The organism is Aeromicrobium sp. Root236 (genome assembly GCF_001428805.1).
In the GTDB taxonomy this organism is placed as follows: domain Bacteria; phylum Actinomycetota; class Actinomycetes; order Propionibacteriales; family Nocardioidaceae; genus Aeromicrobium.
The window spans coordinates 2,693,930-2,718,284 of record NZ_LMIS01000001.1 but is presented as its reverse complement, the minus strand read 5'-3'; the positions used below and the strand labels follow the sequence as shown (position 1 = coordinate 2,718,284).

Annotated in this window: 24 protein-coding genes, 1 tRNA gene and 1 pseudogene; 10 read left to right on the top strand and 16 right to left on the bottom strand. The window is 70.0% G+C overall.

The genetic code is table 11. From position 1 onward, the window contains the following. Window positions 1-6: 6 nt before the first annotated feature. Window positions 7-726 (bottom strand): endonuclease III, encoded by a 720-nt coding sequence (nth, locus tag ASE12_RS13690; protein ID WP_369797209.1) that lies wholly within the window; start codon window positions 724-726, stop codon window positions 7-9. A 179-nt stretch (window positions 727-905) separates the two neighbouring features. On the opposite strand from nth, the gene ASE12_RS13685 reads away from it, so the two are divergent. Continuing rightward, a complete protein-coding gene (locus ASE12_RS13685) occupies window positions 906-1,583 on the top strand; it encodes a Crp/Fnr family transcriptional regulator (RefSeq protein WP_056210156.1) in 678 nt (225 codons plus the stop codon). Here the strand turns inward: ASE12_RS13685 and ASE12_RS20775 are convergent. Beyond that, entirely contained in the window at window positions 1,580-1,852 is a 273-nt protein-coding gene (locus ASE12_RS20775) for a DUF559 domain-containing protein (protein WP_369797251.1), read from the bottom strand. The two genes, ASE12_RS13685 and ASE12_RS20775, sit on opposite strands and share 4 nt — an antisense overlap. On the opposite strand from ASE12_RS20775, the gene ASE12_RS20595 reads away from it, so the two are divergent. Further along, entirely contained in the window at window positions 1,823-2,392 is a 570-nt protein-coding gene (locus ASE12_RS20595) for a hypothetical protein (protein WP_235508916.1), read from the top strand. The genes ASE12_RS20775 and ASE12_RS20595 overlap by 30 nt on opposite strands. A gap of 306 nt (window positions 2,393-2,698) precedes the next feature. On the opposite strand, the gene ASE12_RS13675 is transcribed toward ASE12_RS20595, so the two are convergent. Genes ASE12_RS13675 through ASE12_RS20105 form a run of 4 tightly spaced genes read right to left on the bottom strand, consistent with a single transcriptional unit; the run spans window position 2,699 to window position 4,890 of the window. Continuing rightward, complete coding sequence (locus tag ASE12_RS13675; RefSeq protein ID WP_056401604.1) at window positions 2,699-3,460, bottom strand: MBL fold metallo-hydrolase; 762 nt, start codon at window positions 3,458-3,460, stop codon at window positions 2,699-2,701. Beyond that, window positions 3,457-4,275: an NUDIX domain-containing protein gene (locus ASE12_RS13670; RefSeq protein ID WP_056401601.1), complete on the bottom strand. Its 819-nt coding sequence runs from the start codon at window positions 4,273-4,275 to the stop codon at window positions 3,457-3,459. The genes ASE12_RS13675 and ASE12_RS13670 overlap by 4 nt, the downstream gene beginning before the upstream one ends. Before the next feature lie 4 nt (window positions 4,276-4,279). Then, window positions 4,280-4,738, bottom strand: coding sequence for a RidA family protein (locus ASE12_RS13665; protein ID WP_056401598.1), 459 nt, complete (start codon window positions 4,736-4,738; stop codon window positions 4,280-4,282). Beyond that, a complete protein-coding gene (locus ASE12_RS20105; RefSeq protein ID WP_157412925.1) occupies window positions 4,735-4,890 on the bottom strand; it encodes a DUF4177 domain-containing protein in 156 nt (51 codons plus the stop codon). Before ASE12_RS20105 ends, ASE12_RS13665 begins: the two co-directional genes overlap by 4 nt. 55 nt (window positions 4,891-4,945) lie before the next feature. On the opposite strand from ASE12_RS20105, the gene ASE12_RS13660 reads away from it, so the two are divergent. Together ASE12_RS13660 and ASE12_RS13655 are read left to right on the top strand one after the other, a co-directional pair. Continuing rightward, entirely contained in the window at window positions 4,946-5,905 is a 960-nt protein-coding gene (locus ASE12_RS13660; protein WP_056401595.1) for an ArsA-related P-loop ATPase, read from the top strand. Then, window positions 5,902-7,122, top strand: a complete 1,221-nt coding sequence (locus ASE12_RS13655) for an ArsA-related P-loop ATPase (RefSeq protein WP_082582261.1) — start codon at window positions 5,902-5,904, stop codon at window positions 7,120-7,122. Before ASE12_RS13660 ends, ASE12_RS13655 begins: the two co-directional genes overlap by 4 nt. On the opposite strand, the gene ASE12_RS13650 is transcribed toward ASE12_RS13655, so the two are convergent. After that, window positions 7,119-7,376 (bottom strand): WhiB family transcriptional regulator, encoded by a 258-nt coding sequence (locus ASE12_RS13650; RefSeq protein WP_056210166.1) that lies wholly within the window; start codon window positions 7,374-7,376, stop codon window positions 7,119-7,121. The two genes, ASE12_RS13655 and ASE12_RS13650, sit on opposite strands and share 4 nt — an antisense overlap. Window positions 7,377-7,553: 177 nt before the next feature. Between ASE12_RS13650 and ASE12_RS13645 the strand changes: the two genes are divergently transcribed. Further along, window positions 7,554-9,779, top strand: a complete 2,226-nt coding sequence (locus ASE12_RS13645) for a transglycosylase domain-containing protein (RefSeq protein ID WP_056401592.1) — start codon at window positions 7,554-7,556, stop codon at window positions 9,777-9,779. 58 nt (window positions 9,780-9,837) lie between these two features. Here the strand turns inward: ASE12_RS13645 and ASE12_RS13640 are convergent, their stop codons facing one another. Beyond that, complete coding sequence (locus tag ASE12_RS13640; protein WP_056401589.1) at window positions 9,838-10,302, bottom strand: GatB/YqeY domain-containing protein; 465 nt, start codon at window positions 10,300-10,302, stop codon at window positions 9,838-9,840. Between the two features lie 43 nt (window positions 10,303-10,345). Between ASE12_RS13640 and ASE12_RS13635 the strand changes: the two genes are divergently transcribed. The 3 genes from ASE12_RS13635 (at window position 10,346) to ASE12_RS13625 (ending at window position 12,760) form a co-directional block, all read left to right on the top strand. Further along, complete coding sequence (locus tag ASE12_RS13635) at window positions 10,346-11,758, top strand: FUSC family protein (protein WP_162255491.1); 1,413 nt, start codon at window positions 10,346-10,348, stop codon at window positions 11,756-11,758. A gap of 14 nt (window positions 11,759-11,772) precedes the next feature. Next, window positions 11,773-12,678 (top strand): metallophosphoesterase, encoded by a 906-nt coding sequence (locus ASE12_RS13630; protein WP_056401584.1) that lies wholly within the window; start codon window positions 11,773-11,775, stop codon window positions 12,676-12,678. Between the two features lie 8 nt (window positions 12,679-12,686). Beyond that, window positions 12,687-12,760 (top strand) — tRNA-Pro (locus tag ASE12_RS13625). A 48-nt stretch (window positions 12,761-12,808) separates the two neighbouring features. Here ASE12_RS13625 and ASE12_RS20675 read toward each other — a convergent pair. Continuing rightward, complete coding sequence (locus tag ASE12_RS20675) at window positions 12,809-12,937, bottom strand: hypothetical protein (protein WP_255355467.1); 129 nt, start codon at window positions 12,935-12,937, stop codon at window positions 12,809-12,811. 171 nt (window positions 12,938-13,108) lie between these two features. Between ASE12_RS20675 and ASE12_RS13620 the strand changes: the two genes are divergently transcribed. Together ASE12_RS13620 and ASE12_RS13615 are read left to right on the top strand one after the other, a co-directional pair. After that, the gene (locus tag ASE12_RS13620; RefSeq protein ID WP_056401582.1) at window positions 13,109-13,843 is read left to right on the top strand and encodes a hypothetical protein; all 735 of its coding nucleotides are present in this window, start codon (window positions 13,109-13,111) and stop codon (window positions 13,841-13,843) included. Beyond that, window positions 13,840-15,780, top strand: coding sequence for an acetoacetate--CoA ligase (locus ASE12_RS13615; RefSeq protein ID WP_056401579.1), 1,941 nt, complete (start codon window positions 13,840-13,842; stop codon window positions 15,778-15,780). The genes ASE12_RS13620 and ASE12_RS13615 overlap by 4 nt, the downstream gene beginning before the upstream one ends. Window positions 15,781-15,808: 28 nt before the next feature. Here ASE12_RS13615 and ASE12_RS13610 read toward each other — a convergent pair whose 3' ends face one another. The 7 genes and pseudogenes from ASE12_RS13610 to ASE12_RS13585 all read right to left on the bottom strand — a co-directional run bounded on the left by ASE12_RS13610 (window position 15,809) and on the right by ASE12_RS13585 (window position 24,322). Further along, window positions 15,809-16,831 carry an aspartate-semialdehyde dehydrogenase gene (locus ASE12_RS13610; RefSeq protein ID WP_056401577.1) on the bottom strand — a complete coding sequence of 341 codons (1,023 nt, stop codon included), beginning with the start codon at window positions 16,829-16,831 and terminating at the stop codon, window positions 15,809-15,811. Further along, window positions 16,828-18,108: an aspartate kinase gene (locus ASE12_RS13605; protein ID WP_056401574.1), complete on the bottom strand. Its 1,281-nt coding sequence runs from the start codon at window positions 18,106-18,108 to the stop codon at window positions 16,828-16,830. The genes ASE12_RS13610 and ASE12_RS13605 overlap by 4 nt, the downstream gene beginning before the upstream one ends. Before the next feature lie 113 nt (window positions 18,109-18,221). Next, entirely contained in the window at window positions 18,222-18,836 is a 615-nt protein-coding gene (gene recR / locus ASE12_RS13600) for a recombination mediator RecR (protein ID WP_056401571.1), read from the bottom strand. A 7-nt stretch (window positions 18,837-18,843) separates the two neighbouring features. Further along, the gene (locus ASE12_RS20770; RefSeq protein WP_369797250.1) at window positions 18,844-19,449 is read right to left on the bottom strand and encodes an aminodeoxychorismate/anthranilate synthase component II; all 606 of its coding nucleotides are present in this window, start codon (window positions 19,447-19,449) and stop codon (window positions 18,844-18,846) included. 174 nt (window positions 19,450-19,623) lie between these two features. Then, window positions 19,624-21,390: pseudogene (locus ASE12_RS13595) on the bottom strand (chorismate-binding protein); the annotation flags it as partial. Window positions 21,391-21,532: 142 nt separating this feature from the next. Next, the gene (locus ASE12_RS13590; protein ID WP_235508915.1) at window positions 21,533-23,488 is read right to left on the bottom strand and encodes a DNA polymerase III subunit gamma and tau; all 1,956 of its coding nucleotides are present in this window, start codon (window positions 23,486-23,488) and stop codon (window positions 21,533-21,535) included. Window positions 23,489-23,551: 63 nt separating this feature from the next. Then, window positions 23,552-24,322 carry a helix-turn-helix transcriptional regulator gene (locus ASE12_RS13585; protein WP_056401564.1) on the bottom strand — a complete coding sequence of 257 codons (771 nt, stop codon included), beginning with the start codon at window positions 24,320-24,322 and terminating at the stop codon, window positions 23,552-23,554. Between the last annotated feature and the right edge of the window lie 33 nt (window positions 24,323-24,355).

Genomic DNA, 24,355 nt, shown 5'->3' with positions numbered 1-24,355 from the left:
GCGCCCTCACGCAGGGCCCTGCGTCGTGATCAGCGCCGCCGCCTCGACAGGGTCGATCGGTCCGGTGCCGTACGACGGGCACCAGTGCGCGACGGGGCAGGCTCCGCAGGCGGGCTTCTTGGCGTGGCAGCAGCGCCGGCCGTGCCAGATCAGGCGATGGCTCAGCATCGTCCAGTCCTTGGGAGGGAAGATCGCACCGACCGCGTGCTCGGTCTTGACCGCGTCCTTGACGATCTCGTCGGGCACCCACTGGAACCGCCGCACGAGACGCGCGAAGTGCGTGTCGACCGTGATGCCCGGGACGTCGAACGCGTTGCCGAGCACGACGTTGGCGGTCTTGCGGCCGACGCCGTGCAGCGTCACGAGGTCCTTCAGCCGGCCCGGAACCTCGCCGTCGTAGCGCTCGACGAGGTCGGCAGAGAGCCGGAGCAGGCTCTCGGTCTTGGCACGGAAGAAGCCCGTGGGGCGGATCAGCTCCTCGAGGGCAGCCCGGTCGGCGGCGGCCATCGCCCGAGCATCGGGATAGGCGGCGAACAGCGCAGGAGTGATCGCGTTGACCCGCCGGTCGGTCGTCTGCGCGGAGAGGACGGTCGCGATCAGGAGCTCGAACGGCGTACGGAAGTCGAGCTCGCAGCCGGCATCGGGATAGGTCTCGGCGAGCACGCGATTGATCTTGCGGGCCCGGCGGACGAGCGTCGTGTCTGGTCGGGTCGCGTCACTCGGCACGGGGTCCAGAGTACGTGTTGCAGCGCAAATCGCGCCTCCACCGGGCGGCCGGGGAGCGCGGCCCGGGGGCGAGGGGCGTACGAGCATCGGCGCGTATTCGGCATCGGCCGTCCCAATGTGGGAAACTGCGATCGGTGCACACACTGTGACCCGTGCAACATGAGTGATAGGGAAGACCCGTGACCGACGACGTTCTCCGCCAGGCTCCGCTGTTCTCCGGCCTCGACGACGAAGTAGCCGCCTCGCTCGAGTCGTCGATGTCCTCGGCCTCGCTGCGCCGCGGAGAGATCCTCTTCAACGAGGGCGATGACGGCAACCAGCTCTACGTCGTCACCGAGGGCAAGATCAAGCTCGGTCGCACCTCCCCCGACGGTCGCGAGAACCTGCTGGCGATCCTCGGTCCCGGGCAGATGTTCGGCGAGCTGTCGTTCTTCGACCCTGGTCCCCGCTCGGCCACCGCGACCGCCGTCACCGACGTCGAGCTCAAGAGCCTCGGCCACGAAGCGCTGAGCCCCGTGCTCAACTCGCACCCCGACGTCGCCCACGCGCTGCTCAACCAGCTGGCCGGCCGCCTTCGTCGTACGAACGAGGTCGTCGGTGACCTGGTGTTCTCCGACGTTCCCGGTCGCGTCGCCAAGGCGCTGCTCGACCTCGCCTCCCGCTTCGGCCGCCGCGCCGACGACGGCGTGCACGTCAACCACGACCTCACGCAGGAGGAGCTGGCGCAGCTCGTCGGCGCGTCCCGCGAGACCGTCAACAAGGCGCTCGCCGACTTCGCCTCACGCGGCTGGCTCCGCCTCGAGCCCCGCAGCGTCGTGATCCTCGACCTCGAACGCCTCCAGCGCCGCGCCCGCTAACCCCCGCCCCGAGATTTGGATCGCGTTGCACCAGCGCGATGCTCCGCGTGGTGCACTGTCCTCCAAATCTCGGCGGATCCGTTCGGGTAGCCGCGTGACGTCAGCGCTCGAGCGACCCTGGCAGCGACTGACTTGGGCGCGCGCATGTCGGCACTCGTCACGACGATGACGAGCCATCCTGCCGCTTCGAGCGCTTCTCGCCTGAGATGGTCCCTCTGCCTCTGCCACGCATCTCGCTCGTGTTGCCAGCCGTCGTACTCGACGAGCACCTTCCAACGTCGGTAGACAAGGTCGCCGCGCGCCAGGAAATGACCGAGCTCATCGAAGATGTTGATGTTGAGCTCCGGCTCGGCAAGGCCACTTTCTACGAGGGCAAGCCGCACGTCGGTCTCGCGCGGCGACTCGACTCCTTCGCGGACGCGTTCCGCGGCGCGGCGGGCCCTCTGCACGCCGTCAAGATGCGACGTCATCGCGTACGCCCTCAGAGCGAGCGGATCCGTGTGCTTCTGGGCAACGAGCCAATCCCCTACTCTCACGAGCTCCGTGACCGAGAGCAGGGTGCCGCAGTCGACAAACGTACGTTCTGGACCGAGGAGTGGCACGCCCCGAACGAACGAGGAACTGAGCTGGCCCTGAAAACGATGCAGGATGAGGTCATCGCGGAACCGCCTGACTGGTTGCGCAGTGGCGAAGTGCAGCGGATACATCGGTCGTATCTCAAAGCCCCGCCATCGAAGATTGCTGACGTGGCTGAGGGCGGCATCGTCGGGCAGTCCGCTCAGAGCCGCCTTCACCACCGCATCGAATGAGACCTCCGTGTCGGCGAACTGGTAGTAGCCAGGGCGCACCATGATGAACCGGCGGCCCTGGAGCACGCGACGTGAAAGACCGTGCGCAGCAGCTTCACGGACGGTGAAAACGCGACCCGCCAGAGCGGGCGGGAGCGGGGTAGGGGACGGCACCTTTCGACGATGCCCAGTCCCACGTCGGCACGCTCCAAAGGCATGCGATCTGTGGACGGCGCCGCGTCCCGCCAGGGCCTGTGGACCGAGATTTGGATTCTCGTGCACCACGAATGCACCCCGCGTGGTGCACTGAAATCCAAATCTCGGGGGTCAGGATTTGAGGTAGTCGAGCTGGGCGGCGACGCTGAGCTCGGCGGCGCCCCAGAGCACGGGATCGACGTCCTTGTAGACCGCCTCGACGACCTCGCGGGCCGTCGTCGCACCGGCGTCGACGGCGGCGCGCACCTGGTCGAGCCGCTCGGCACGGTGTTCGAGGTAGTAGTCGACGACCGCACGAGGATCGTCGATCACCGGCCCGTGACCCGGCAGGATCCGCGTGACGAGCCCCTCCTCGATGAGCTCACGGATGTGCGCCAACGAGTCGAGGTAGGGCCCGAGCACGCCGTCAGGGTGCGCGATCACGGTCGTCCCGCGGCCGAGGATCGTGTCGCCGCTGAGCAACGAGCCGTCGGCGACGAGTCGGAAGCAGGTCGAGTCGGTCGTGTGCCCCGGTGTCGCGACGACCTCGATCTCGAGGCCGTCGACCGTGATCGTCTCGCCGTCGACCAAGGGCTCGGCGCCGCGGGTGAACTCGGGATCGGTCGACCGCGCCGGCGCACCCGTCAGCTCGACGAACCGCCCGAGAGCCTCGGTGTGGTCGAAGTGGCGATGCGTGAACAGCACGAGTCCCACGGACCCGGCGGCGTCGAGGACCGCGCGGAGATGTGTCTCGTCGACGGGACCGGGGTCGACCACGACGGACTGCGAGGCCCCGGGCTCACGCAGGATCCAGGTGTTGGTGCCGTCGAGCGTCATGATGCCGGGGTTGGCCGCCAGCACGTACGCCGCACGGTCGGTGACGGTCTCGCTCATGTGAGGTCTCCCAGGTCGGTCTCGAGGAACAGGTCGCCGTCGATCTCGACGAGCCGGGGCACGATCGTGCGGATCGTACGTTCGGCGGCCGCGGCCAGAATCGTGTCCGCGGTGTGCTGGGCGACCTCGCGGCAGGCCACAACGGTCGGCGGCATCATCGCCGCCTCGCCGGCCTCGACGCTGGCCAGGACCTGGCTCAACGGCACCCACGCAGCGTGATCGGCCTCGCGGCTCATCTCGCCGACCCGCTGCCCCTCAGGCAACGCCGCCACGAAGAACCTGGTGTCGTAGCGCCGCGGCTCGAACGTCGGAGTGATCCAGTGCGCCCACGCCCCGATCAGGTCCGAACGGAGCACCAGTCCGTGGCTGATCAAGAAGTCGGCGAACGTCAGCTCGCCGGCCTCCAGCGTCGCGCGGGCAGCCTGCATCTCGAGGCTGCTCGTGTCGGACAGCACCGTCGAGTCGTCGGGCCCGGCGAGCAGGACACCGGTCTCCTCGAACGTCTCGCGTACGGCGGCGACGACGAGCCCGCGCGCCATCGACTCGTCGCACTCGAGCCGGCGCGCCCATTCGGCGGGCGACGGACCGGCCCACGGCACGTCACCCGTGACGTCGCTGGGGTGCATGCCACCGCCCGGGAAGACGTACATGCCGGCGGCGAACGCCATGCTGGTCTGGCGCCGCATGAGGTAGGCCTCGATGCCCTCGGCCCCGTCGCGCACGACGATGATCGTCGAGGCGTGACGCGGCTCGACCACCGTGCCGTTGTAGCCCTGCGCATGCTCGCGGAGCCTCTCGGGCAGGGGGACGCGCATGGGGTCAGCCGACCTCGACGATGAGCTCGACCTCGACGGGCGCATCGAGCGGGAGGACAGGTACGCCGACCGCGCTGCGGGCGTGGGTGCCGGCGTCACCGAAGGCGGCGCCGAACAGCTCACTCGCCCCGTTGGCGACGCCCGGCTGCCCGGTGAAGTCCGGCGTGCTCGCGACGAACACGGTCGCCTTGACGACGCGAACGACGGCGTCGAGATCGACCTGCGACTTGACCGCGGCGATCGCATTGAGCGCGCACTGGCGGGCGCAGTCGTACGCCTCCTCGGCGGACACCTCGCCGCCGACCTTGCCGGTCAGGATGAGCTGGCCGTCGAGGAGCGGCAACTGTCCGGACGTATAGACGTACGATCCGGTGCGCACGGCGGGAACGTAGACCGCGACGGGTGCCGGCACCGGCGGCACGCTCAGCCCGATCTCGGCGAGCCGGTCGTCCACGCGGCTCATGCGATCGGCCGCTTGAAGTAGGCGACGAGGTTCTCCGGGTTCATGCCGGGCACGATCTGCACGAGCTCCCAGCCGTCCTGGCCGAAGTTGTCGAGGATCTGCTTGGTGGCGTGCACCAGGACAGGGGCGGTGAGGTACTCCCATTTCGTCATGGCACGACTGTATCGGTCACCCTGCGCATCCGGCTGGGCGAAGTAGGCTCGTCGCGTGGCCCTCTCGACGCAGCTCCATGTCGTCACCGGCAAGGGCGGCACCGGCAAGACGACGGTCGCCGCCGCGCTCGCGATGTCGCTGGCCGGCGAGGGCAAGCGGGTCCTGCTCTGCGAGGTCGAGGGGCGGCAGGGCATCGCCCAGCTCTTCGACGTGCCTCCGCTGCCCTACGAGGAGCGCAAGATCGCGGTCGGCCTCGGCGGCGGCGAGGTGTACGCCCTGGCGATCGACCCCGAGTCGGCGCTGCTGGAGTACCTCGCCATGTACTACCGGCTCGGCCGCGCCGGCAAGGCCCTCGACCGGTTCGGCATCATCGACTTCGCCACCACGATCGCGCCGGGCGTGCGCGACGTGCTGCTGACGGGCAAGGTGTACGAGGCGGCGCGGCGCCGCAACGGCAAGGGCTTCGCGTACGACGCCGTGATCATGGACGCCCCGCCGACCGGACGCATCACCCGGTTCCTCAACGTCAACGCCGAGGTCGCCGGCCTGGCCAAGGTCGGCCCCATCCGCCGCCAGGCCGACTCGATCATGCAGATGATGCGCTCGAGCGACACCCACGTGCACCTCGTCACGGTGCTGGAGGAGATGCCCGTGCAGGAGACGATCGACGGCATCGCCGAGCTGCAGTCCGAGCGGCTGCCCGTCGGCCGGGTCATCCTCAACCTCGTACGCCCGCCGCTGCTGTCGGCCGGCACCCGCACCGCGCTGGAGGACGGCAAGCTGACCACGAGCAAGGTCGTGCAGTCCCTCGCCAAGGCGTCGCTCGAGCCGGCCGCCGCCCCCGCACTGATCGCCGGTGGCCAGGCTCACCTCGAGCGCCAGCGGCTGCAGGACGGGCAGCGCGCGATCCTCGAGGACTGCGGCCAGCCCCTCGTCGAGCTGCCCGCGCTGACCGACGGGATCGACCTCGGCGCCCTGTTCGAGCTGGCCGAGAAGCTGAAGGACCCAGCATGACCGGCCGCCCCCGTACGTCTCCTTCAGCGCGCAAGGATCGCAGCTCGCCGCGCGGCGCACCGGGCGGACCACCCGCCGGGTCGCTCGACGTCGACGCGCTGCTCGCCGACCGTACGACCGAGATCATCGTGTGCTGCGGATCCGGGGGCGTCGGCAAGACCACGACCGCTGCCGCCCTCGCGCTCCGCGCCGCCGAGCAGGGCCGCAACGTGTGCGTCCTGACGATCGACCCGGCCCGGCGCCTCGCCCAGGCGATGGGCCTGACGGAGCTCGACAACACCCCGCGCCCGGTCAAGGACGTCGGCGCCGGCGGCGGCACCCTCGACGCGATGATGCTCGACATGAAGCGCACGTTCGACGAGGTCGTCGAGGCGCACGCGACGCCCGAGAAGGCGCAGCAGATCCTGGCCAACCCGTTCTACGTCGCCCTGTCGAGCTCGTTCGCGGGCACGCAGGAGTACATGGCCATGGAAAAGCTGGGGCAGCTCCATGCCGAGGCGGTCGACGAGGAGCGGCGATGGGACCTCATCGTCGTCGACACTCCCCCGTCGCGGTCCGCGCTCGACTTCCTCGACGCACCTGACCGGCTCTCCTCGATGCTCGACGGCCGGTTCATCAAGCTGCTGCTGGCGCCCGCGAAGGGCCCGGCCCGCCTGCTGAGCGCCGGGTTCGGCATCGTCACGAGCGCCCTCAACAAGGTGCTCGGTGCGCAGGTGCTCACCGACATGCAGACGTTCGTCGCCGCGTTCGACACGCTCTTCGGCGGGTTCCGGCAGCGGGCCGAGAGCACGTACGCGCTGCTGCAGGCGCGGGAGACCGCCTTCGTCGTGGTCGCCGCGCCGGAGCCGGCGGCGATGCGCGAGGCGTCCTACTTCGTCGAGCGGCTCGCCGGTGAGCAGATGCCACTGGCCGGGCTGGTGGTCAACCGGGTCCATGAGAACGGTGCCGACGGCATCTCCGGGGCCGACGCGGAGTCAGCCGGCCGCAAGCTCGAGGCGGGCAACGCGGCCGACCGGATGACCGCCGACCTCCTGGCGATCCACGCCGAACGCATGCGGGTCGCGGCACGCGAGTCGCGCCTCAAGCGCAGCTTCAGTGCGGCGCACCCGGGCGTACCCACGGCATCGGTCGCGGCGCTCGCCGGAGACGTGCACGACCTCGACGGACTGCGCGAGATCGGTCAGCTGCTGGCCGGACAGAGCCAGCCGACGCCCTAGACGGCGACGGAGAGGATGCTGCGCCAGGCCGTGACGTTGGGCCGGCGACGCAGCAGCGCACGGCGCTCGCGCTCGGTCATACCGCCCCAGACACCCCACTCGATGCGGTTGTCCAGCGCTTCGGCCAGGCACTCCGCCCGTACGTGGCAGGTGCCACAGACCTGCTTGGCGCGGTTCTGCTCAGCGCCCTTGACGAACAGTGCGTCGGACTTCCCGCGACACGCGGCCTCAGCCGCCCAGTTTTCATTCCACATGATCAAGAACCTCCCCGAGACCGATCCCTTGTTGGATCGAAGTTGGTTGTTGAGATCAATCTAAGAATTCGGCGGGACAACCGTCAGAGCGATTGTGACCATCTTTCTCTAGTCCTGATGGACTAGACACGTTGTCGCCACTGAGGGCTTCTCGGCATCGTCACGTAACCTGACCCCATGTCTTGGGAAGAACTCCGCGCCTCGCTGCGCCAGACCGCACAGCGCGAGAAGCGCCACGACGGACCACTGTCGATCGTGGGCACGATGGCGCTGCTGTCGGCCGTGGCCGGCATCCTCGTCGCGGCGATCTTCATCCCCGGCACGGCCCTGTTCGCCTCGACGGCCAACAACCTCAGCAACGACATCGTCAACCTCCCGCTGGAGCTCGACGACCAGCCGAGCGCCCAGACGACCCGCCTGCTGGCCGCCAACGGCGACCTCATCGCGTACTTCTACGAGGAGAACCGCCAGGACATCCCGCTGTCCAAGATCTCCCCGCTGATGCAGGACGCGATCCTGTCGATCGAGGACGCCCGCTTCTACGAGCACGGGGCGCTCGACCTCAAGGGCACGCTCCGCGCGCTCGTCAACAACGCGTCGGAGGGGCAGACGCAGGGTGGCTCGTCGATCACGCAGCAGCTCGTCAAGCTGACCCTCGTCTCCCAGGCGACGACCAAGAAGCAGCAGCTGGCCGCGATCAAGAAGTCCACGGCCCGCAAGATCCGTGAGCTCAAGCTCGCGATCCAGTACGAGGAGACGCACACCAAGAAGGAGATCCTCGAGCGCTACCTCAACCTCGCCTACTTCGGCGACAGCGCGTACGGCATCAGTGCGGCGTCCTACCACTACTTCTCCGTGAGCCCGGCGAAGCTCAACGTACGCCAGGCAGCGACGCTCGCCGGCCTCGTCAAGAACCCGGTGCAGTTCGACCCCCGCGTCTACCCCGAGAAGGCGCTGGCCCGCCGCAACACCGTGCTGGCCGTCATGGCGCGGCTCGGCAAGATCTCCGAGGCCGACGCCAAGCGCTACCAGGCCGCCCCGCTGGGCCTCAAGGTCACCAAGTTCCCCAATGGCTGCGTCTCGACCGTCGCCGAGTTCTCCTGCGCCTACATCCAGAGCTACCTGCTGAGGTCGACCGCGCTCGGCCCCACCGTCGCGGATCGGCAGCGCGCGCTCGAGCGTGGCGGTCTGACGATCAAGTCCAACGTCGACGTCCGCATGCAGAAGGCCATCAACAAGGCCGTCACGTCGACCGTCGCTGCCAAGGACAAGGCGCTCGGCGCCATGGCGCTCCTCGAGCCGGGCACCGGCAAGGTCAAGGGACTCGCCCAGTCCAAGCCGATGGGGCGCAACAAGAAGAAGGGCCAGTCGTTCATCAACTTCACCGTGCCCACGAGGTTCGGCAACTCCGGCGGCTTCCCCGCCGGCTCGACGTTCAAGATGTTCACCGTCGCCGCGGCGCTCAAGCAGGGCATCGACGTCGGCCAGACGTTCAAGTCGCCGGCCAAGATGACGGTTCCGGCCGGCAGCTACTTCGCCTGCAACGGTGGCGGCACTTCCCCGTGGCCGGTCAAGAACTCGACGACGAGCGGCACCAAGAACATGTACACGGGCACCCGCGAGTCGGTGAACACCTACTTCGCGCAGCTCGAGAAGAAGGCGGGGCTCTGCAACGTCGTGCGCGCCGCGGAGTCGATGGGCATCAAGGTGCCCGATGACGACCAGGTAGGACCGTTCACCCTCGGCGTCACCAGCGTCAGCCCCCTCGACATGGCCGCCGCGTACGCCGTGCCGGCCTCCGGCGGCATGTACTGCGCTCCCCTTCCGGTCGACTCGATCATCGACGCCAACGGCAAGACGATCCGCAAGTTCCACCCCAACTGCGAGCGCGTCATGAGCAAGGACGACGCCGCCCAGATCAACGACATCCTGCGCGGCGTCCAGGAGCCGGGCGGCTTCGGCTACGACTTGGGTGGCACGGGCCTCAAGATCCCGTCGGCGGCCAAGACCGGAACCGCCCAGGACAACCAGGCGGTCTGGTACGCCGGCTACACGCCCAAGCTCGCCGCCATGGCGATGCTCGCCGGCGTCAAGAGCAACGGCAACCCCCGCACCCTGGCGGGCGTGACGATCAACGGGAGCTTCCTCGACTTCCACACCGTCGGCGGCAGCTCGCTGGCCGGGCCGATGTGGGCCAAGGCGATGCACGTCATCCAGGACTTCCTGCCGTCGGTCAACTTCGACCCGCCGCCCAAGACCAAGCCGTCGGCGCCCAAGAAGGCCAAGAAGAAGCCGTCGAACGACGGCAACACCGGCACCACCGGTGGTGGCGGCGGTGGCGGCAACGGGACCGATGGGCCGGGCAACGGCACGGACGGTCCAGGCAACGGGACGAACGGCTGAGCGTCAGGCGCCTCCTTCGAGACGCGTCCTCTGCTCGCAAGCTCTCAGAGCTCGCTCCTCAGGAACCGTTGATCTGCCGCTTGACCTCAGCGGCGACGGCGCCGCCGTCGGCCTTGCCCTTGACCTGGGGTGACACGATCCCCATGACCTTGCCCATGGCCTTCATGCCCTCGCCCGCGGCGCCGGCGGATTCGACGGCAGCCGACACGATGGCGGCGATCTCTTCAGCGCTCAGCTGAGCCGGCAGGTACTCGGCGAGGATCTCCGCCTCGGCGCGCTCCTTGTCGGCGAGCTCGGGGCGGTTGCCCTCGGCGAACGCCTGAGCGGCCTCACGGCGCTTCTTGGCCTCCGAGCCCAGCACCGTGATGATGTCCTCGTCGCTCAGCTCGCGGACCTCCTTGCCGGCGACCTCGGCGTTGGTGATCGCCGTGAGCACCATGCGCAGCGTCGACGTGCGCAGCGCATCGCGCGCCTTCATCGAGGTGGTGAGGTCGTCGTGCAGCTGGTCCTTGAGTCCTGACATACGTCACATTGTCGCAGGACCGGGCGGCGGTAGCGTCGCGGCCATGAGGGACTCCCGACCCGCCCCCACCGTGCGGTGGCGGCCCTCCGCCGAGCTGGTCCGCGCGATCGTCACGATGTCGGCCGTGCTCGGAAGCTTCGGCACGACGCTGGCCCTGCACGACATCGCCGGCTTCAGCTCGACGCTCATCATCCTGTCGGTCGTGCTCGCCCTGACGCTGGGCCGGCTCGAGGGCCACGGGTCCTGGCGGAGTCGCGGAGCACGACTCGCGACGCTCGTGGTCGTGGCGATCGCGGCGCGGTACGTCGCCGAGGTCCTGTTCCACCACGAGGCGGTCGGCGGCGGTCTGCTCGCCGTGGGCTTGAGCGCACCCATCCTGCTGCGCCGGCTGGGCCCGGTCGCGAGCCGCCTCGGCACCCTCATGTCGTTGCCGTTCATCGCCGTGCTGACCACGCCGGCCGTGGCCGCCCCCGCCGCCCACGACGCGTGGTGGACGCCTGTCGTCGCGGTCGTGGCGTACGTGTGGGCCGCTGCCGCGACGACGGTCGCGCACTCCCTCGGGCTGCTGCACGACGTTCCGCCGGCACCGGCACGACGGCGAGCCGGTCGAGTGCTCGACGCGAGCACCCGGATGGCGATCCAGATGCTGGTGTCGCTCGGTGTCGCCCTGGTCATCGGCCACCTCGCGTTCGACGAGCACTGGCCGTGGGTCGTCATCACGGCGTTCGTCGTGAACAGCGGCAACCGCGGGCGCGGCGACGTGCTCACCAAGAGCGTGCTGCGTGTCCTCGGCGCCCTCGTCGGCACGACGGCCGCGACGCTGATCGCCGGTCGGGTCACCCCGGGATCGCACGCCTCCGTGGTGGCGATCTTCGTCGTGCTGGCGATCGGCACCTGGCTGCGACCTCGCGGGTACGCGTACTGGGCCGGGTGCGTCACCGCGGTGCTGGCCCTGCTCTACGGCTACTACGGGACAGGTGAGGGCAGTCAGCTCGAGGTCCGGCTGCTCGCCATCGTCATCGGCGGGGCGATCGCGGTCGCGGTCTCGTGGTTCCTGCTGCCCGTACGCACACGAGATGTCGCCCGGCGCCGCACCGCTGATGTCCTCGCGGCCGTGCAGGACGTCCTCAAGGGGCGCCTCGAGGGAGGCGAGCCTGATCTCTCCGCCCTCCATGCTGCACGGCACCACCTCGAGCTCGTCCGGCCGACGTGGCGCCTGCACCACAGACTCAGGCGACCGACGACGGCACCCGCTCACGCGCTCGATGCGGTGCTCGCAGTCGCCGACGCAGCGGCGGACCTCGGTCCGACCCCGCACCGGGCGACCCTCGGCCAGGCGGCCCGCGACCTCGGCAACGTACGCCGCCTCCTGCGGGACTCCGACCACGTCACCGGACTGACTCCCGACCTCGTCGCCGTCGCCACGCGACTCCGTGAGGCGAGTGCCCAGGCGTGAGGGAGACTGGACCCGTGCGCCCCTTGCTCTGGCCCTTCGCGGCTGCCGCGGCCGGGCTGGCGTACGCCTCGGTCTACGAGGTACGCGCATTCACCCTCCGCGAGGTCACGGTGCCGGTGCTCGCAGCCGGGTCGGAGCCGCTGCGCGTGCTGCACCTCTCCGACACCCACATGACGCCGAGCCAGCACAAGAAGCAGCACTGGCTGCGCGGCCTCGCCGACCTCCAGCCCGACCTGGTCGTCAACACCGGCGACAACCTCGCGCACCTCGACGCCGTGCCGTCGGTGCTGCGCGCGTACGGCGACCTGCTGGACCTGCCCGGCGCGTTCGTGTTCGGGTCGAACGACTACTTCTCCCCCGTCGCCAAGAACCCGGTCAACTACCTCCGGGGTGGCACGGGCGGTGAGTGGAAGCGCAAGCGCGACCTGCCGTTCGACCAGCTGCGTCACGCGTTCGAGCAGCGCGGTTGGGTCGACCTCAGCAACCGCCACGCGTCGTTCGTCGCCGGTGGGCGGCGCCTCGCGTTCGTCGGGGTCGACGACCCGCACCTCAACTACGACGTGCTCGACGAGGTCCCGGCCGACACCACGGCAGACCTGGCGATCGGCGTGGCCCATGCCCCCTACCTGCGGGTCCTCGACCGTTGGAACACGCTCGGCTACCCGCTGATCATGGCCGGCCACACCCACGGCGGCCAGCTGCGCATCCCGTTCTACGGGGCGCTCGTCACCAACTGCGACCTCGACCGGGCCCGTGCTCGCGGGCTGCACCGGCACCAGGTCGACGGTCACGACCCGTCGTGGCTCCACGTGTCCGCCGGGCTCGGCACGTCGCCCTACACGCCCGTACGTTTCGCGTGCCGCCCCGAGGCGACGCTGCTCACCCTGACTGGGATAGACTCTTCCGGTTCCCTCATCTAGGGAGCATTCGGGCTGTGGCGCAGCTTGGTAGCGCGCGTCGTTCGGGACGACGAGGCCGCAGGTTCAAATCCTGTCAGCCCGACACAGTGAATGGCCGGACCCCCAGGGTCCGGCCATTCCTCGTCTCCGCTCAGAAGCGCGGGCTGAAGGTCATGACCGGGACCGATCCGCGCTCGTGACGGCGCAGCTCGGGGGCTTCCAGGCCCCAGCTCGTGGCCTTCAGGACCGCGTTCGTCAGCTGCTTCAGGAATGCGTACATCGGGATGCCTCTCGTCGGGTGCCGCCTCCGGAGCGGCCTCTACACGTACGACGAACGGGCCCGCTCCGGATCCGACATCTCGGCCAGGTGGATCTCGCTGAGCGCAGAACTCAACCTGATCGCAACGTTCGACCGCCTGTGACGTGACATCCGCTGTGAAAGACTCAGCGCATGGTCGACGAGCAGCAGCCCGCCAAGAAGGTGGTCAAACGCGTCGTCAAGAAGACCGTCGTACGCCCTGCGTCACCGCCGCCGGACAAGACCGTCCGCTACGGCCGGCCGGTCTCGACGACCCGCACGAAGCCGCAGGCCAAGGTCGCCAGCCGCCCGGGCTCCAAGCCCGCCGGGACGACGAAGACCCGCCCCCGCGTCAACGTGGGCGCGGCCGGCAAGGCACTGACCTCGCGCGGTGCGGGCGTCGCATCGGGGGTCGCGGGAGCCACGGGCTCTGCGGCGAGGGCCACCGGTACGTTCGTCGCCGACCGGTTCCGCGCGATCATCGCCTGGCGCGTCCCGCACATCGACGGCCGGTTGGCTGCCCTCATCACGGGCCTCGTCGTCGGCCTGGCGTCGGTGGGTCTCGGGCTGATCGCCCTCGAGATCTTCAACGACGTACGCGGCGTCGCCTCCGGCGGCAAGCAGTGGGGCTCGCTGACGTTCGTCGTCGTCACCTTCATCGCGATCATCATCGGTGACCTGCTCCTGACGGCGTTCGGCACCGCCAAGGCCGGACTCATCAGCTTCCTGGCGGTGGTCCTGACGATCGTCGCGATCCTGGGGCTCTTCCTCGACATGGCCGACGACCGGAGGGCACTCGTGCTCGTGCCGGCCCTGGGCGCGGTGACCTATCTCCTGTCCTACTGGCTCATCACGGTGGCCGAGAGCAGCCCTACAATTCCCGAGTGACCGACGTTCTCTGGAGCCCGCCGCTCGACGGCACCTCGAGGCTCGAGCGGTTCATGCAAGGGCTGGACCAGACGTTCGCCGACTACGACGCGCTCTGGGCCTGGTCGGTGGAGCAGCCCAACGACTTCTGGCGCGCCGCGTGGCAGCACTTCGACGTCCCCGCCGACGGCGACCCGACGATCGCCCTCGCCGACGCGTCGATGCCCGGCGCGGTGTGGTTCCCCGACGTACGCCTCAACTACGCCGAGGCGATGTTGCGGATGCCCGGCCGGACCGACGACGACGTCGTCGTGGTCGCCGCCTCGCAGAGCCGCGACGACGTACGTCTGACCGCGGGCGAGCTCCGTGACCAGGTGGCACGCGCCCGCGCCGGCCTCCAGCGCGCCGGCGTCGAGGCGGGAGACCGGGTCGCCGCCTACTCCCCCAACATCCCGGAGACGCTGGTGCTGCTCCTGGCCGCGGCGAGCCTCGGCGCGGTGTTCTCGTCGTGCGCGCCGGAGTTCGGCACCCAGAGCGTGGTCGACCGGTGGCAGCAGATCGAGCCGACCGTCCTGCTGGCGGTCGACGGCTATCGCTACGGCACCAAGGGCGTCGACCGGCGGGCCGAGGTCGAGGCGATCACCAGCAGCCTGCCGAGCCTGTGCACCGTCGTGTGGCTGCCCTACCTGGACGCCGACGCCGCGGCTCCTGACGGCGCGATCACGTGGGCCGAGCTCACCGCCGAGTCCGGGCCGCTCGAGTTCGTACGCCTGCCGTTCGCGGCGCCGCTCTACGTGCTGTTCTCGTCGGGCACCACCGGACTGCCGAAGCCGATCGTGCACGGCCACGGCGGCATCACGCTCGAGCACCTCAAGTCGCTGGCGTTCCACCACGACCTCGGCCGCGCGGACCGCTTCTTCTGGTTCTCGACGACCGGCTGGATGATGTGGAACCTGCTGATCTCGGGCCTCGCGGTCGGCTCGACGATCGTGCTGTTCGACGGCAATCCGGGACACCCCGACCTCGCGATGCTGTGGCAGCTCGCCGAGCGGCTCGAGATGACGTACTTCGGCACCAGCGCGCCCTATCTGCTGCAGTGCCGCAAGGAAGGGCTCGTGCCGCACGAGGTCGCCGACCTGTCACGGCTCCGCGGCGTCGGCTCGACCGGCGCACCGCTGCCCGCCGAGGGATTCCGCTGGGTCTACGACGCGGTCAGCCCGACGGTGCAGCTCGGCTCGATCTCCGGCGGCACGGACGTGTGCTCCGGGTTCGTCGGCGCCGCGCCGACCGTCCCGGTCTACGCCGGGGAGATCTCGTGCCGCATGCTCGGCTGCGCCGTCGAGGCGTACGACGAGGAACGTCACCCCGTGATCGGCTCGCTCGGCGAGCTCGTCATCACGCAGCCGATGCCGTCGATGCCGGTCGGGTTCTGGGGCGACGCCGACGGTTCCCGCTATCGGGCGGCCTACTTCGAGGACATCCCCGGCGTCTGGCGCCACGGCGACTGGATCACGATCACCGAGCGCGGCACCTGCATCATCACGGGTCGCAGCGACGCGACGCTCAACCGTGGAGGCGTACGCCTGGGGACCGCCGAGTTCTACACCGTCGTCGAGGCGTTGCCCGAGGTCGTCGACAGCCTTGTGGTCCACCTCGAGGACGCCGAGGGCGGCGCCGGCCGGCTCCTGCTGTTCGTCGTGCTCACCGACGGGCTCGACCTCGACGAGGCGCTCCACCAGCGACTCGCGCTCGCCCTGCGCACGCAGCTGTCGCCCCGGCACGTCCCCGACGCGATCCATCAGGTCGCGGCGCTCCCCCGCACCCTGTCGGGCAAGAAGCTCGAGGTGCCGGTCAAGAAGATCCTGCAGGGTGCGTCGATCGAGGATGCTGCCGCCAAGGGCGCGCTGACCGATCCCACGTCCCTCGACGCGTTCGTCACGATCCGCGAGACCCTGTGATCCGCTCAGCCATGCGGAGCGACGGCCGCTAGACCAGCAGCTCGGCGATCTGGATCGTGTTGAGGGCGGCACCCTTGCGGAGGTTGTCGCCGCTGACGAACAGCACGAGACCGCGCTGGTCGTCGACGCTCTGGTCCTGACGGATGCGGCCGACGAGACTCGGGTCGGTGCCGGCCGCCTGCAGCGGGGTCGGCACGTCGACGAGCTTGACGCCCGCGGCGTCCGCCAGCAGCTCCGTGGCGCGCTCAGGCGTGATCGACCGCGCGAACTCGGCGTTGATCGACAGCGAGTGCCCGGTGAACACCGGAACGCGTACGCACGTGCCGGCAACCTTGAGGTCGGGGATGTGGAGGATCTTGCGGCTCTCGTTGCGGAGCTTCTGCTCCTCGTCGGTCTCGTACGACCCGTCGTCGACGATCGAGCCGGCCATCGGGAGGACGTTGAACGCGATCGGTGCGACGTACTTGACCGGTGCCGGGAACGTGACGGCGCTGCCGTCGTAGGCCAGCTCGTTGGCCTTGTCGACGACCGCGAGCGCCTGGCCGTGCAGCTCCTGGACGCCGGCGATGCCGGAGCCCGAGACCGCCTGATAGCTGCTGACCACGAGGCGTACGAGCTGGGCCTCGTCGTGCAGGGGCTTGAGGACCGGCATCGCGGCCATCGTGGTGCAGTTGGGGTTGGCGATGATGTTCTGGGTCGCCTTGGCGACGTCCTCGGGGTTGACCTCGCTGACGATCAATGGGATGTCGGGGTCCTTGCGGAACGCCGACGAGTTGTCGATGACCATCGCGCCTGCGGCGGCGAAGCGGGGCGCCTGCGCCTTGGAGGTCGTGGCTCCGGCGGAGAACAGAGCGATGTCGATGCCGGACGGGTCCGCGGTCGCAGCGTCCTCGATGACGATCTCGCCACCCTTCCACGGCAGCGTCTTGCCGGCCGAGCGCGAGGACGCGAAGAACCGCACCTCGTCGGCGGGGAAGTTGCGCTCCTCGAGGATGCTGCGCATGGCGACGCCGACCTGCCCGGTCGCGCCGACGATTCCGATGGTGGTCATCGTCCGGTTCCTCCGTAGACCACGGCCTCGACCTCGTCGGTGCCGAGGTCGAAGGCGGCGTGCGCGGCGTTGACGGCCGCGTCGATCTGGTTCTCGGTCACGACGACGGAGATGCGGATCTCCGAGGTCGAGATCATCTCGATGTTGACCCCCGCGTCGGCGAGCGCGCGGAAGAAGCGGGCCGTGATGCCCGGTGACGAGCGCATGCCGGCGCCGACGATCGACACCTTGCCGACGCTGTCGTCGTACTGGAGCTGCTCGAAGCCGACCTGATCCTTGAGCCGGGCGAGCGCGGTCATCGCGGTCTGGCCGTCGGCCCGGGGCAGCGTGAACGAGATGTCGGTCAGCGACGTCGTGGCGGCGGAGACGTTCTGCACGATCATGTCGATGTTGATCTGCGCGTCCGCGAGCGCCTGCAGGATCGTGGCGGCCTCGCCGACCTTGTCGGGCACGCCGACGACGGTGATCTTGGCCTCGCTGCGGTCGTGCGCGACGCCGGAAATAATGGCTTGTTCCATGGGGTGCCCCTCTTGGATGACGTCCTCGGTCTTGACGACCCAGGTGCCGGTCTTGTCGGAGAACGACGAACGTACGTGAATCGGCATGTCGTTGCGGCGGGCGTACTCGACGCAGCGCAGGTGCAGGATCTTGGCGCCGTTGGCCGCCATCTCGAGCATCTCCTCGTACGAGATGCGCGGGATCTGGCGGGCGTTGGGCACGATGCGCGGATCGGCGGTGAAGATGCCGTCGACGTCGGTGTAGATCTCGCAGACGTCGGCGTTGAGCGCCGCGGCGAGTGCGACGGCCGTGGTGTCCGAGCCGCCGCGACCCAGCGTCGTGATGTCCTTGGTGGTCTGCGAGACGCCCTGGAAGCCGGCGACGATCGCGATTGCACCCTCGGCGAGCGCGGCCTCGATGCGGCCGGGGGTGACGTCGATGATCTTGGCCCGGCCGTGCTCGGAGTCGGTGATGACGCCGGCCTGCGAGCCCGTGAACGAGCGCGCCTCCTGGCCGAGCGTGCCGATCGCCATCGCGAGGACCGCCATGCTGATGCGTTCGCCCGCGGTCAGCAGCATGTCGAGCTCGCGGCCCGGGGGCAGCGGCGCGACCTGGCTCGCGAGATCGATCAGCTCGTCGGTCGTGTCGCCCATGGCGGAGACGACGACAACGACGTCGTGACCGGCCTTCTTGGTCGCGACGATGCGCTGGGCGACCCTCTTGATGCTGGTTGCGTCGGCAACCGAGGAGCCGCCGTACTTCTGGACGACAATGCCCACGGGATTTCCTAGTCCTGGGAAACGTACGGTTTGCGCGACGCTGCGCGCGACAAGTCTACCGGTTCGTCCGGAGGGGCAGACTCGTGATCCTGCCGATGGACAGTGAGAAGCCGTCAGCTTCCGACGGCGGCGTTGCCGATGGTCGTTCGACCCTCGAACGCGCGGCCGAGGGTGAGCTCGTCGGCGTACTCCAGGTCGCCGCCGACGGGCAGGCCACTCGCGAGCTTGCTGACCCGCAGGCCGAGCGGGGTGAGCATGCGGATGAGGTAGGTGGCGGTCGCCTCCCCCTCGAGGTTGGGGTCGGTCGCGATGATGACCTCGGTGACGACGCCGTCCTGCAGGCGCTGGAGCAGCTCCTTGATGCGGAGCTGGTCGGGGCCGATGCCGGCGATCGGCGAGATCGCACCGCCGAGCACGTGATAGCGGCCGCGGAACTCCCGCGTGCGCTCGATCGCGACGACGTCCTTGGACTCCTCGACGACGCAGATCACGCTGAGGTCGCGGCGCGGATCGGCGCAGACCCGGCACTCGGTGTCGACCGTGACGTTGCCGCAGATCGAGCAGAAGTGGACCTTGGCCTTGACCTCGACGAGCGTCGCGGCGAAGCGCCGTACGTCCTCGGGATCGGCGTCGAGCAGGTGGAAGGCGATGCGTTGCGCGCTCTTGGGACCGATGCCGGGGAGTTGCCCGAGCTCATCGATCAGATCTTGAATCACGCCGTCATACATAAGGGGATCAGTCTACGGAACCGAGGAAGGACTGGAGCATCTCGTGGCCGCGCGCCGTGAGGATGGATTCGGGATGCATCTGCACACCCTCTACGGGATGACTGCGGTGACGGACGCCCATGACGATGCCGGACGCGGTGTGGGCCGTGGCCTCGAGCTCGCCGGGCAGCGTCGCGGGGTCGATCACGAGCGAGTGGTAGCGGGCACAGACCAGCGGCGTCGGCAGTCCGGCGTAGACGCCCCGGCCGTCGTGGTGCACCAGGGACGGCTTGCCGTGGACGACCTCAGGGGCCCGGACGACGCTGGCCCCGTAGGCCTCGCCGATCGCCTGGTGACCGAGGCACACCCCGAGGATCGGCGTCGTCGGGCCCAGCCGGCGAATCGCCTCGATGCTGACGCCGGCGTCGGACGGCGCGCCGGGGCCGGGCGACACGACGACGTGGGTGAAGTCGCCGCGTTCACGCGCTGCGACGAGCTCCTCAACGGTGACGGCATCGTTGCGGACGACCTCGGCCTGCGCGCCGAGCTCACCGGCGTACTGGACGAGGTTGTAGACGAACGAGTCGTAGTTGTCGATGAACAGGACCTTGGCGGCATGCGCTCCTTGAGCTATGGGGGTCCCCCCAACAGGAAGGGCGTAGCCGTTGGGGGAGCGAAAGGACTGCGACTGTCCTTTCGACGAGCTCAAGGAGCCGGGTTGGGACCAGAAGCGGCGCAGCTCGTCGCGGAGCCACGTCGTCGTACGCCCGACCGGCCACGATCCGACACCCTCGCACGCGACGACCGGCACGACCCCGCGCAGCGAGTTGCTGACGAACACCTCGGTCGCCGCCGTCAGGTCGTCGACGGTGAGCCGGCGCTGGAACACCGGCACCGACGCCTCACGCAGGATCTCGATGACGCGCGCCCTGGCCGTGCCCGGCAGGATGCGTCCGTCGGTCGGCGGCGTGTGGACCCCGTCGTCGTGCACGACGAAGACGTTGGCGCGGGCCGTCTCGAGGATCGCGCCGTCCTCGGCGAGCAGCAGCAGGTCACGGTCGGGCGCGCGGTCGAAGGCCAGCGCCGTACGGTCGGCCCACTTGTGCTGCCCGAACCCGCCCTCGAGAGTCCGCGGCGTCAACGTCCACGCCTCCGCATCGTCGTCGATGACCCGGCTCGTCATCGTCACCACCACGCCGTCGGCACCCGGGACTGCGTCGATGCGCATGCGCTGGCGACCCGTGAGCCTCACCGCGCGCCGCAGCACCGCGTCGTCGAGCCCGGCGCGGATCGTCGTGCCGTAGACGGCGCGGACGCTGGCGTCGAGCCGGGCCAGGTGGGCCTCGAGGTCGGCGACGTGGCCGTCCTCGACCAGCAGGGTGTCGTAGATGCCGAGCGACTCGTCGACCGTCTCGATGGGGTCCGGGGCGTCGGTGGTGGGCACCTCGGCGACGTCCGGCACGTCGGCCGTCAGCTCGAGCACTCCCCCGATCGCCTCGATCAGCGGGCGCGCCTTGACCAGGCACTCGGCGTACTCACCATCGGGCGTGGAGTCCGCCACGACGCCACCGCCGACACCGAGCCACACCCGGTCGCCGGAGAACTCGAACGTACGGATGACGACGTTGAGCTCGAGCCCGGCGGCGGGGCTCACATGACCGATGGCTCCGGTGTAGGCCTCGCGCCCGGTCATCTCGAGGTCGTTGATGATCTCCATCGCGCGCACCTTGGGGGCACCCGTGACCGATCCCGGCGGGAACGTCGCGCGCAGCAGCTCCGAGTCGCGTACGCCGTGCGGCACATGGCCCACGACGTCGGACACGAGGTGCCAGACCGCGTGACGCTCCGCCCGGGTGATCGCCGGGACGCGGACCGAGCCTGGCACGCTGACGCGGCCGAGGTCGTTGCGCATCAGGTCGACGATCATGATGTTCTCGGCCCGGTTCTTGGCCGAGGCGACGAGCTCGTCGGGGTCGGTGTCGAGCGGCGCCGTGCCCTTGATCGGCGAGGTCAGCACCTCGTCGCCCGTGCGGCGCAGGAACAGCTCCGGCGAGAAGCTGACCAAGGCCCCCTCGGGGCTCGACACGTAGGCGGCGTAGGCGGGGTGCAGCCGCCCGACGCCGGCGCAGAACACGTCGAGGGGATCGCCGCTGAACGATGCCTCGAGCCGGGTGCACAGGTTGGCCTGGAAGATGTCGCCGGCCGCGATGTGCTCGAGCACGGTGGCGAGCGCCGCCCGGTGCGCTTCGGGGGACGGCGTCATCTCGAACGCCCCGACCTCGTACGCCTGTCCGGTCGCAGTGCCGCGGAGCGCCTCGACGATCCGGGCGTCCCGCTCCGCGTCCGGCACCAAGGACTCCAGCCACCAGGTGCCGTCGGTGCGCCGCAGCACGTGGTCGTAGAACGCGATGCGGTGATCGGGTTGCGGGATCGGGCGCTGCGGGGGCGACGGCAGCTCCTCGACGAGGCGACCGAGCTGGTAGCCCCACGCACCGATCCAGCCGCCACCGAACCCGCCGACGTCGGACGGCAGCGGCTCGAGGTCGATGCCGGTGAACGGGTCGCCGTCGAGCACTGCGACCGGGTCGAACGCGATCAGCGCCTCACCGTGGTGCCAGGCGCCGAGCAGCGCGACGAGCCGGTCGCGGCCGCGGAACAGCCGCAGGACGTCGAGCGGATCGAGGTCGAGGTCGAGCCGGGTGCGGCCGAGGCCGTGGTCAGTCGTGGCGGGACTCGTCAATGACGTGCGCCCCCAGCTCCCGGCTCAAGAGGTCCTCGGGGTCGATCTCCTCGTGGTCCACGACGGGGTCGTCGCGGGTGGCCGAGGCGTCGGGATCCTCGCGGGCCTCGGGGGTGACCGGGTCGCGCAGCGCCTCGCGTACGGACTCGGGCGCCGAGACACCCTTGCGGGGGGTCGCTGCGGGCGCCGGGTCGGCCGACGCCGGCTCGTCGGAGCTGCCGGCGCCGGGGCGGGCGCTCGGGTCGACGATCGCCTCGATCTTCCAGGTGACGCCGAGCACGGCGTGCAGCGCCTGCTGGACGTACTCCTCGGACCGGCTGTTGATGAACGAGTCACGGGCACCGGCGTTGACCAGGGCGATCGTCAGGGTCGACCCGTCGAGGCCGGTGACCTGGGCGTTCTGGCTGAGCATGACCCAGGCGAAGCGCCGCAGATCGCGGATCTTGTCGAGGATCTCGGGCCACAGCCGGCGTACGTCCGCGATCGTGAGGTTGCCGGTTGCCGGCACCGGATCCGTCGCGGGTTCCACGGCGACGGGCTGGGTGGCCGGTGCGGGTTCGACGGATTCGGGCTCGGCGACCGGGGCGGGTGCCTCGGCGACGGGTTCGGCGACCGGCGCCGGTGCCGTGTCGACGGGCTCGGCGACGGGAGCAACGACCTGGGGTGCCGGGGATTCGACGGGTGCCGCCGGAGCAGCCGGAGCGGGCGGAGCAGCCGAGGCCGGCGGTGCAGCCGGAGCGACAGGAGCCGGGGCGGCGCCGCCGTCGATCGACAGCCGGCGCTCCAGGCGGTCGAGCCGGGCCTGGAATCCCTGCGCCGAGTTGTCGGACCCCGGCACGAGGATGCGGGCGCACATCAGCTCGAGCAGCAGCCGCGGCGCCGTGGCCCCGCGGAACTCGATCAGCGCGGCGTTGACGATGTCGGCGGCGCGGGTGAGCTCCGAGGGGCCGAAGTTGCTGGCCTGGCTCAGCAGTCGCTCCGCCCGGTCGCCGGGCACGTCGAGCAGTCCCTTGGACAGCGCATCGGGCACCGCGGCGACGATCACGAGGTCGCGCAGCCGCTGCAGCAGGTCCTCGGCGAACCGGCGCGGGTCCTGGCCCGACTCGATGACCTTGTCGACCACGCCGAAGACGGTCGAGCCGTCGCTCGCGGCGAACGCGTCGACGACTTCGTCGAGCAGCGAGTCAGGGGTGTAGCCGAGCAGTTGGACCGCGAGGTCGTAGGTCACGCCCTCCGGACCGGCGCCGCCCAGCAGCTGGTCGAGCACACTGAGGGTGTCGCGGACCGAGCCCTGCCCCGCGCGTACGACCAGGGGCAGCGCGTTGGGCTGGAGCGCGACATGCTCGGCCTCGCACAGCTGCATGAGGTAGTCGCCGAGGGTCTTGGGCGGCACCAGCCGGAACGGGTAGTGGTGCGTGCGCGAGCGGATCGTGCCGATGACCTTGTCGGGCTCGGTCGTGGCGAAGATGAACCGGAGGTGCGGCGGCGGCTCCTCGACGAGCTTGAGCAGCGCGTTGAAGCCCTGCGGCGAGACCATGTGCGCCTCGTCGATGATGTAGACCTTGTAGCGGCTGTTGACCGGGGCGAAGAACGCGCGCTCGCGCAGGTCACGCGCGTCGTCGACACCGCCGTGGCTGGCCGCGTCGATCTCGATGACGTCGATGCTGCCCGGTCCGCCGCGGGCCAGGTCACGGCAGCTCTGGCACTCGCCGCACGGGTCGGCGATCGGCGCCTTCTCGCAGTTGAGCGCGCGTGCCAGGATGCGGGCGCTGGTGGTCTTGCCGCAGCCTCGAGGCCCGGAGAACAGGTAGGCGTGATTGACCCGGTTGGCGGCCAGCGCGTGGCGCAGCGGCTCGGTCACGTGATCCTGCCCGATCACCTCGGCGAACGTCTCCGGCCGATAGCGGCGATAGAGGGCAAGGGGGGCATCCACGGAGTAGAGCCTAACCACCCCGGACGACATCGCCTACGGCCCGATCGGGCCCGGCCCGCGACCTCAGGAGATCTCGACGCCGATCAGCGCCTTCAGGCGATCCGCACCGAGGTCGGTGAGGTCGACCGCCCGGTGGCGCGGCCGGCGAGCCACCCAGCCCGCCGACAGGAACTGCGTCAGGAGGTCAGCCCCCAGCCGGCCGCCGAGGTGATGCCGTTGCTCGCTCCAGTCGACGCAGAACCGCAGCAGCGGTCGCGCGCCGGCCGCGCTGGCGGTGTCGGGCGGGAGGCCCAGCGACGTCAGCACGTCAGTCGCAGCGGGCCCCAGCTCGTACGGCGCATCGGTGACCCGCGAGGACAGCCGGTCGTCCGGCCGGCGCTCGGTCGTCGTACGTTCATCAGTCCGCACCAGCGCGCCGCGCTCCAGCAGCGCGGCGGTCACAGCGCAGCCGAGGCGGCCGGCCAGGTGGTCGTAGCAGGTGCGCGCTCGTCGCAGCGCCGCTGCGCGCGTGCCCTCGCGCAGGGAGCGGACCGGCTCCGTCGGCGCGATCACGGCGAGCGCCTCGAGGATCGTGGCGACCTGGTCGGAGGCGAGCCGGTAGTAGCGGTGCCGCCCCGACTGCTCGACGTCGATCAGCCCGTTGTCGCGCAACCGGGCGAGCTGGGCGCTGGCCGCCTGGGCCGACACGCCCGCCTCGGTCGCGAGCACACCGGCGGGCAGCGACCGCCCGTCGGCCAACGCGACCAGCACCCGCGCCCGGGTCGGATCGGCGAACAGGGCCGCGACGTGTGCGACGTCGGCGTCGCCGCGGTGGACGGTGGTCGAGGTCTCCATCTGTCCATCGTGCCCCCGCGATGTTTCCACCGC

Bases quoted from the DNA above. Each gene is read 5' to 3' on its own strand.
- ASE12_RS13650 (WP_056210166.1), bottom strand. From the start codon at position 7,376: ATGTGGAATGAAAACTGGGCGGCTGAGGCCGCGTGTCGCGGGAAGTCC.
- ASE12_RS13620 (WP_056401582.1), top strand. From the start codon at position 13,109: ATGGTCGACGAGCAGCAGCCCGCCAAGAAGGTGGTCAAACGCGTCGTC.
- recR (WP_056401571.1), bottom strand. From the start codon at position 18,836: ATGTATGACGGCGTGATTCAAGATCTGATCGATGAGCTCGGGCAACTC.
- ASE12_RS13640 (WP_056401589.1), bottom strand. From the start codon at position 10,302: ATGTCAGGACTCAAGGACCAGCTGCACGACGACCTCACCACCTCGATG.
- ASE12_RS13610 (WP_056401577.1), bottom strand. From the start codon at position 16,831: ATGACCACCATCGGAATCGTCGGCGCGACCGGGCAGGTCGGCGTCGCC.
- ASE12_RS13675 (WP_056401604.1), bottom strand. From the start codon at position 3,460: ATGAGCGAGACCGTCACCGACCGTGCGGCGTACGTGCTGGCGGCCAAC.
- ASE12_RS20675 (WP_255355467.1), bottom strand. From the start codon at position 12,937: ATGTACGCATTCCTGAAGCAGCTGACGAACGCGGTCCTGAAGGCCACG.
- ASE12_RS13645 (WP_056401592.1), top strand. From the start codon at position 7,554: ATGTCTTGGGAAGAACTCCGCGCCTCGCTGCGCCAGACCGCACAGCGC.
- ASE12_RS13670 (WP_056401601.1), bottom strand. From the start codon at position 4,275: ATGCGCGTCCCCCTGCCCGAGAGGCTCCGCGAGCATGCGCAGGGCTAC.
- ASE12_RS20105 (WP_157412925.1), bottom strand. From the start codon at position 4,890: ATGACGAAATGGGAGTACCTCACCGCCCCTGTCCTGGTGCACGCCACC.
- ASE12_RS13665 (WP_056401598.1), bottom strand. From the start codon at position 4,738: ATGAGCCGCGTGGACGACCGGCTCGCCGAGATCGGGCTGAGCGTGCCG.
- ASE12_RS13585 (WP_056401564.1), bottom strand. From the start codon at position 24,322: ATGGAGACCTCGACCACCGTCCACCGCGGCGACGCCGACGTCGCACAC.
- ASE12_RS13655 (WP_082582261.1), top strand. From the start codon at position 5,902: ATGACCGGCCGCCCCCGTACGTCTCCTTCAGCGCGCAAGGATCGCAGC.
- ASE12_RS13635 (WP_162255491.1), top strand. From the start codon at position 10,346: ATGAGGGACTCCCGACCCGCCCCCACCGTGCGGTGGCGGCCCTCCGCC.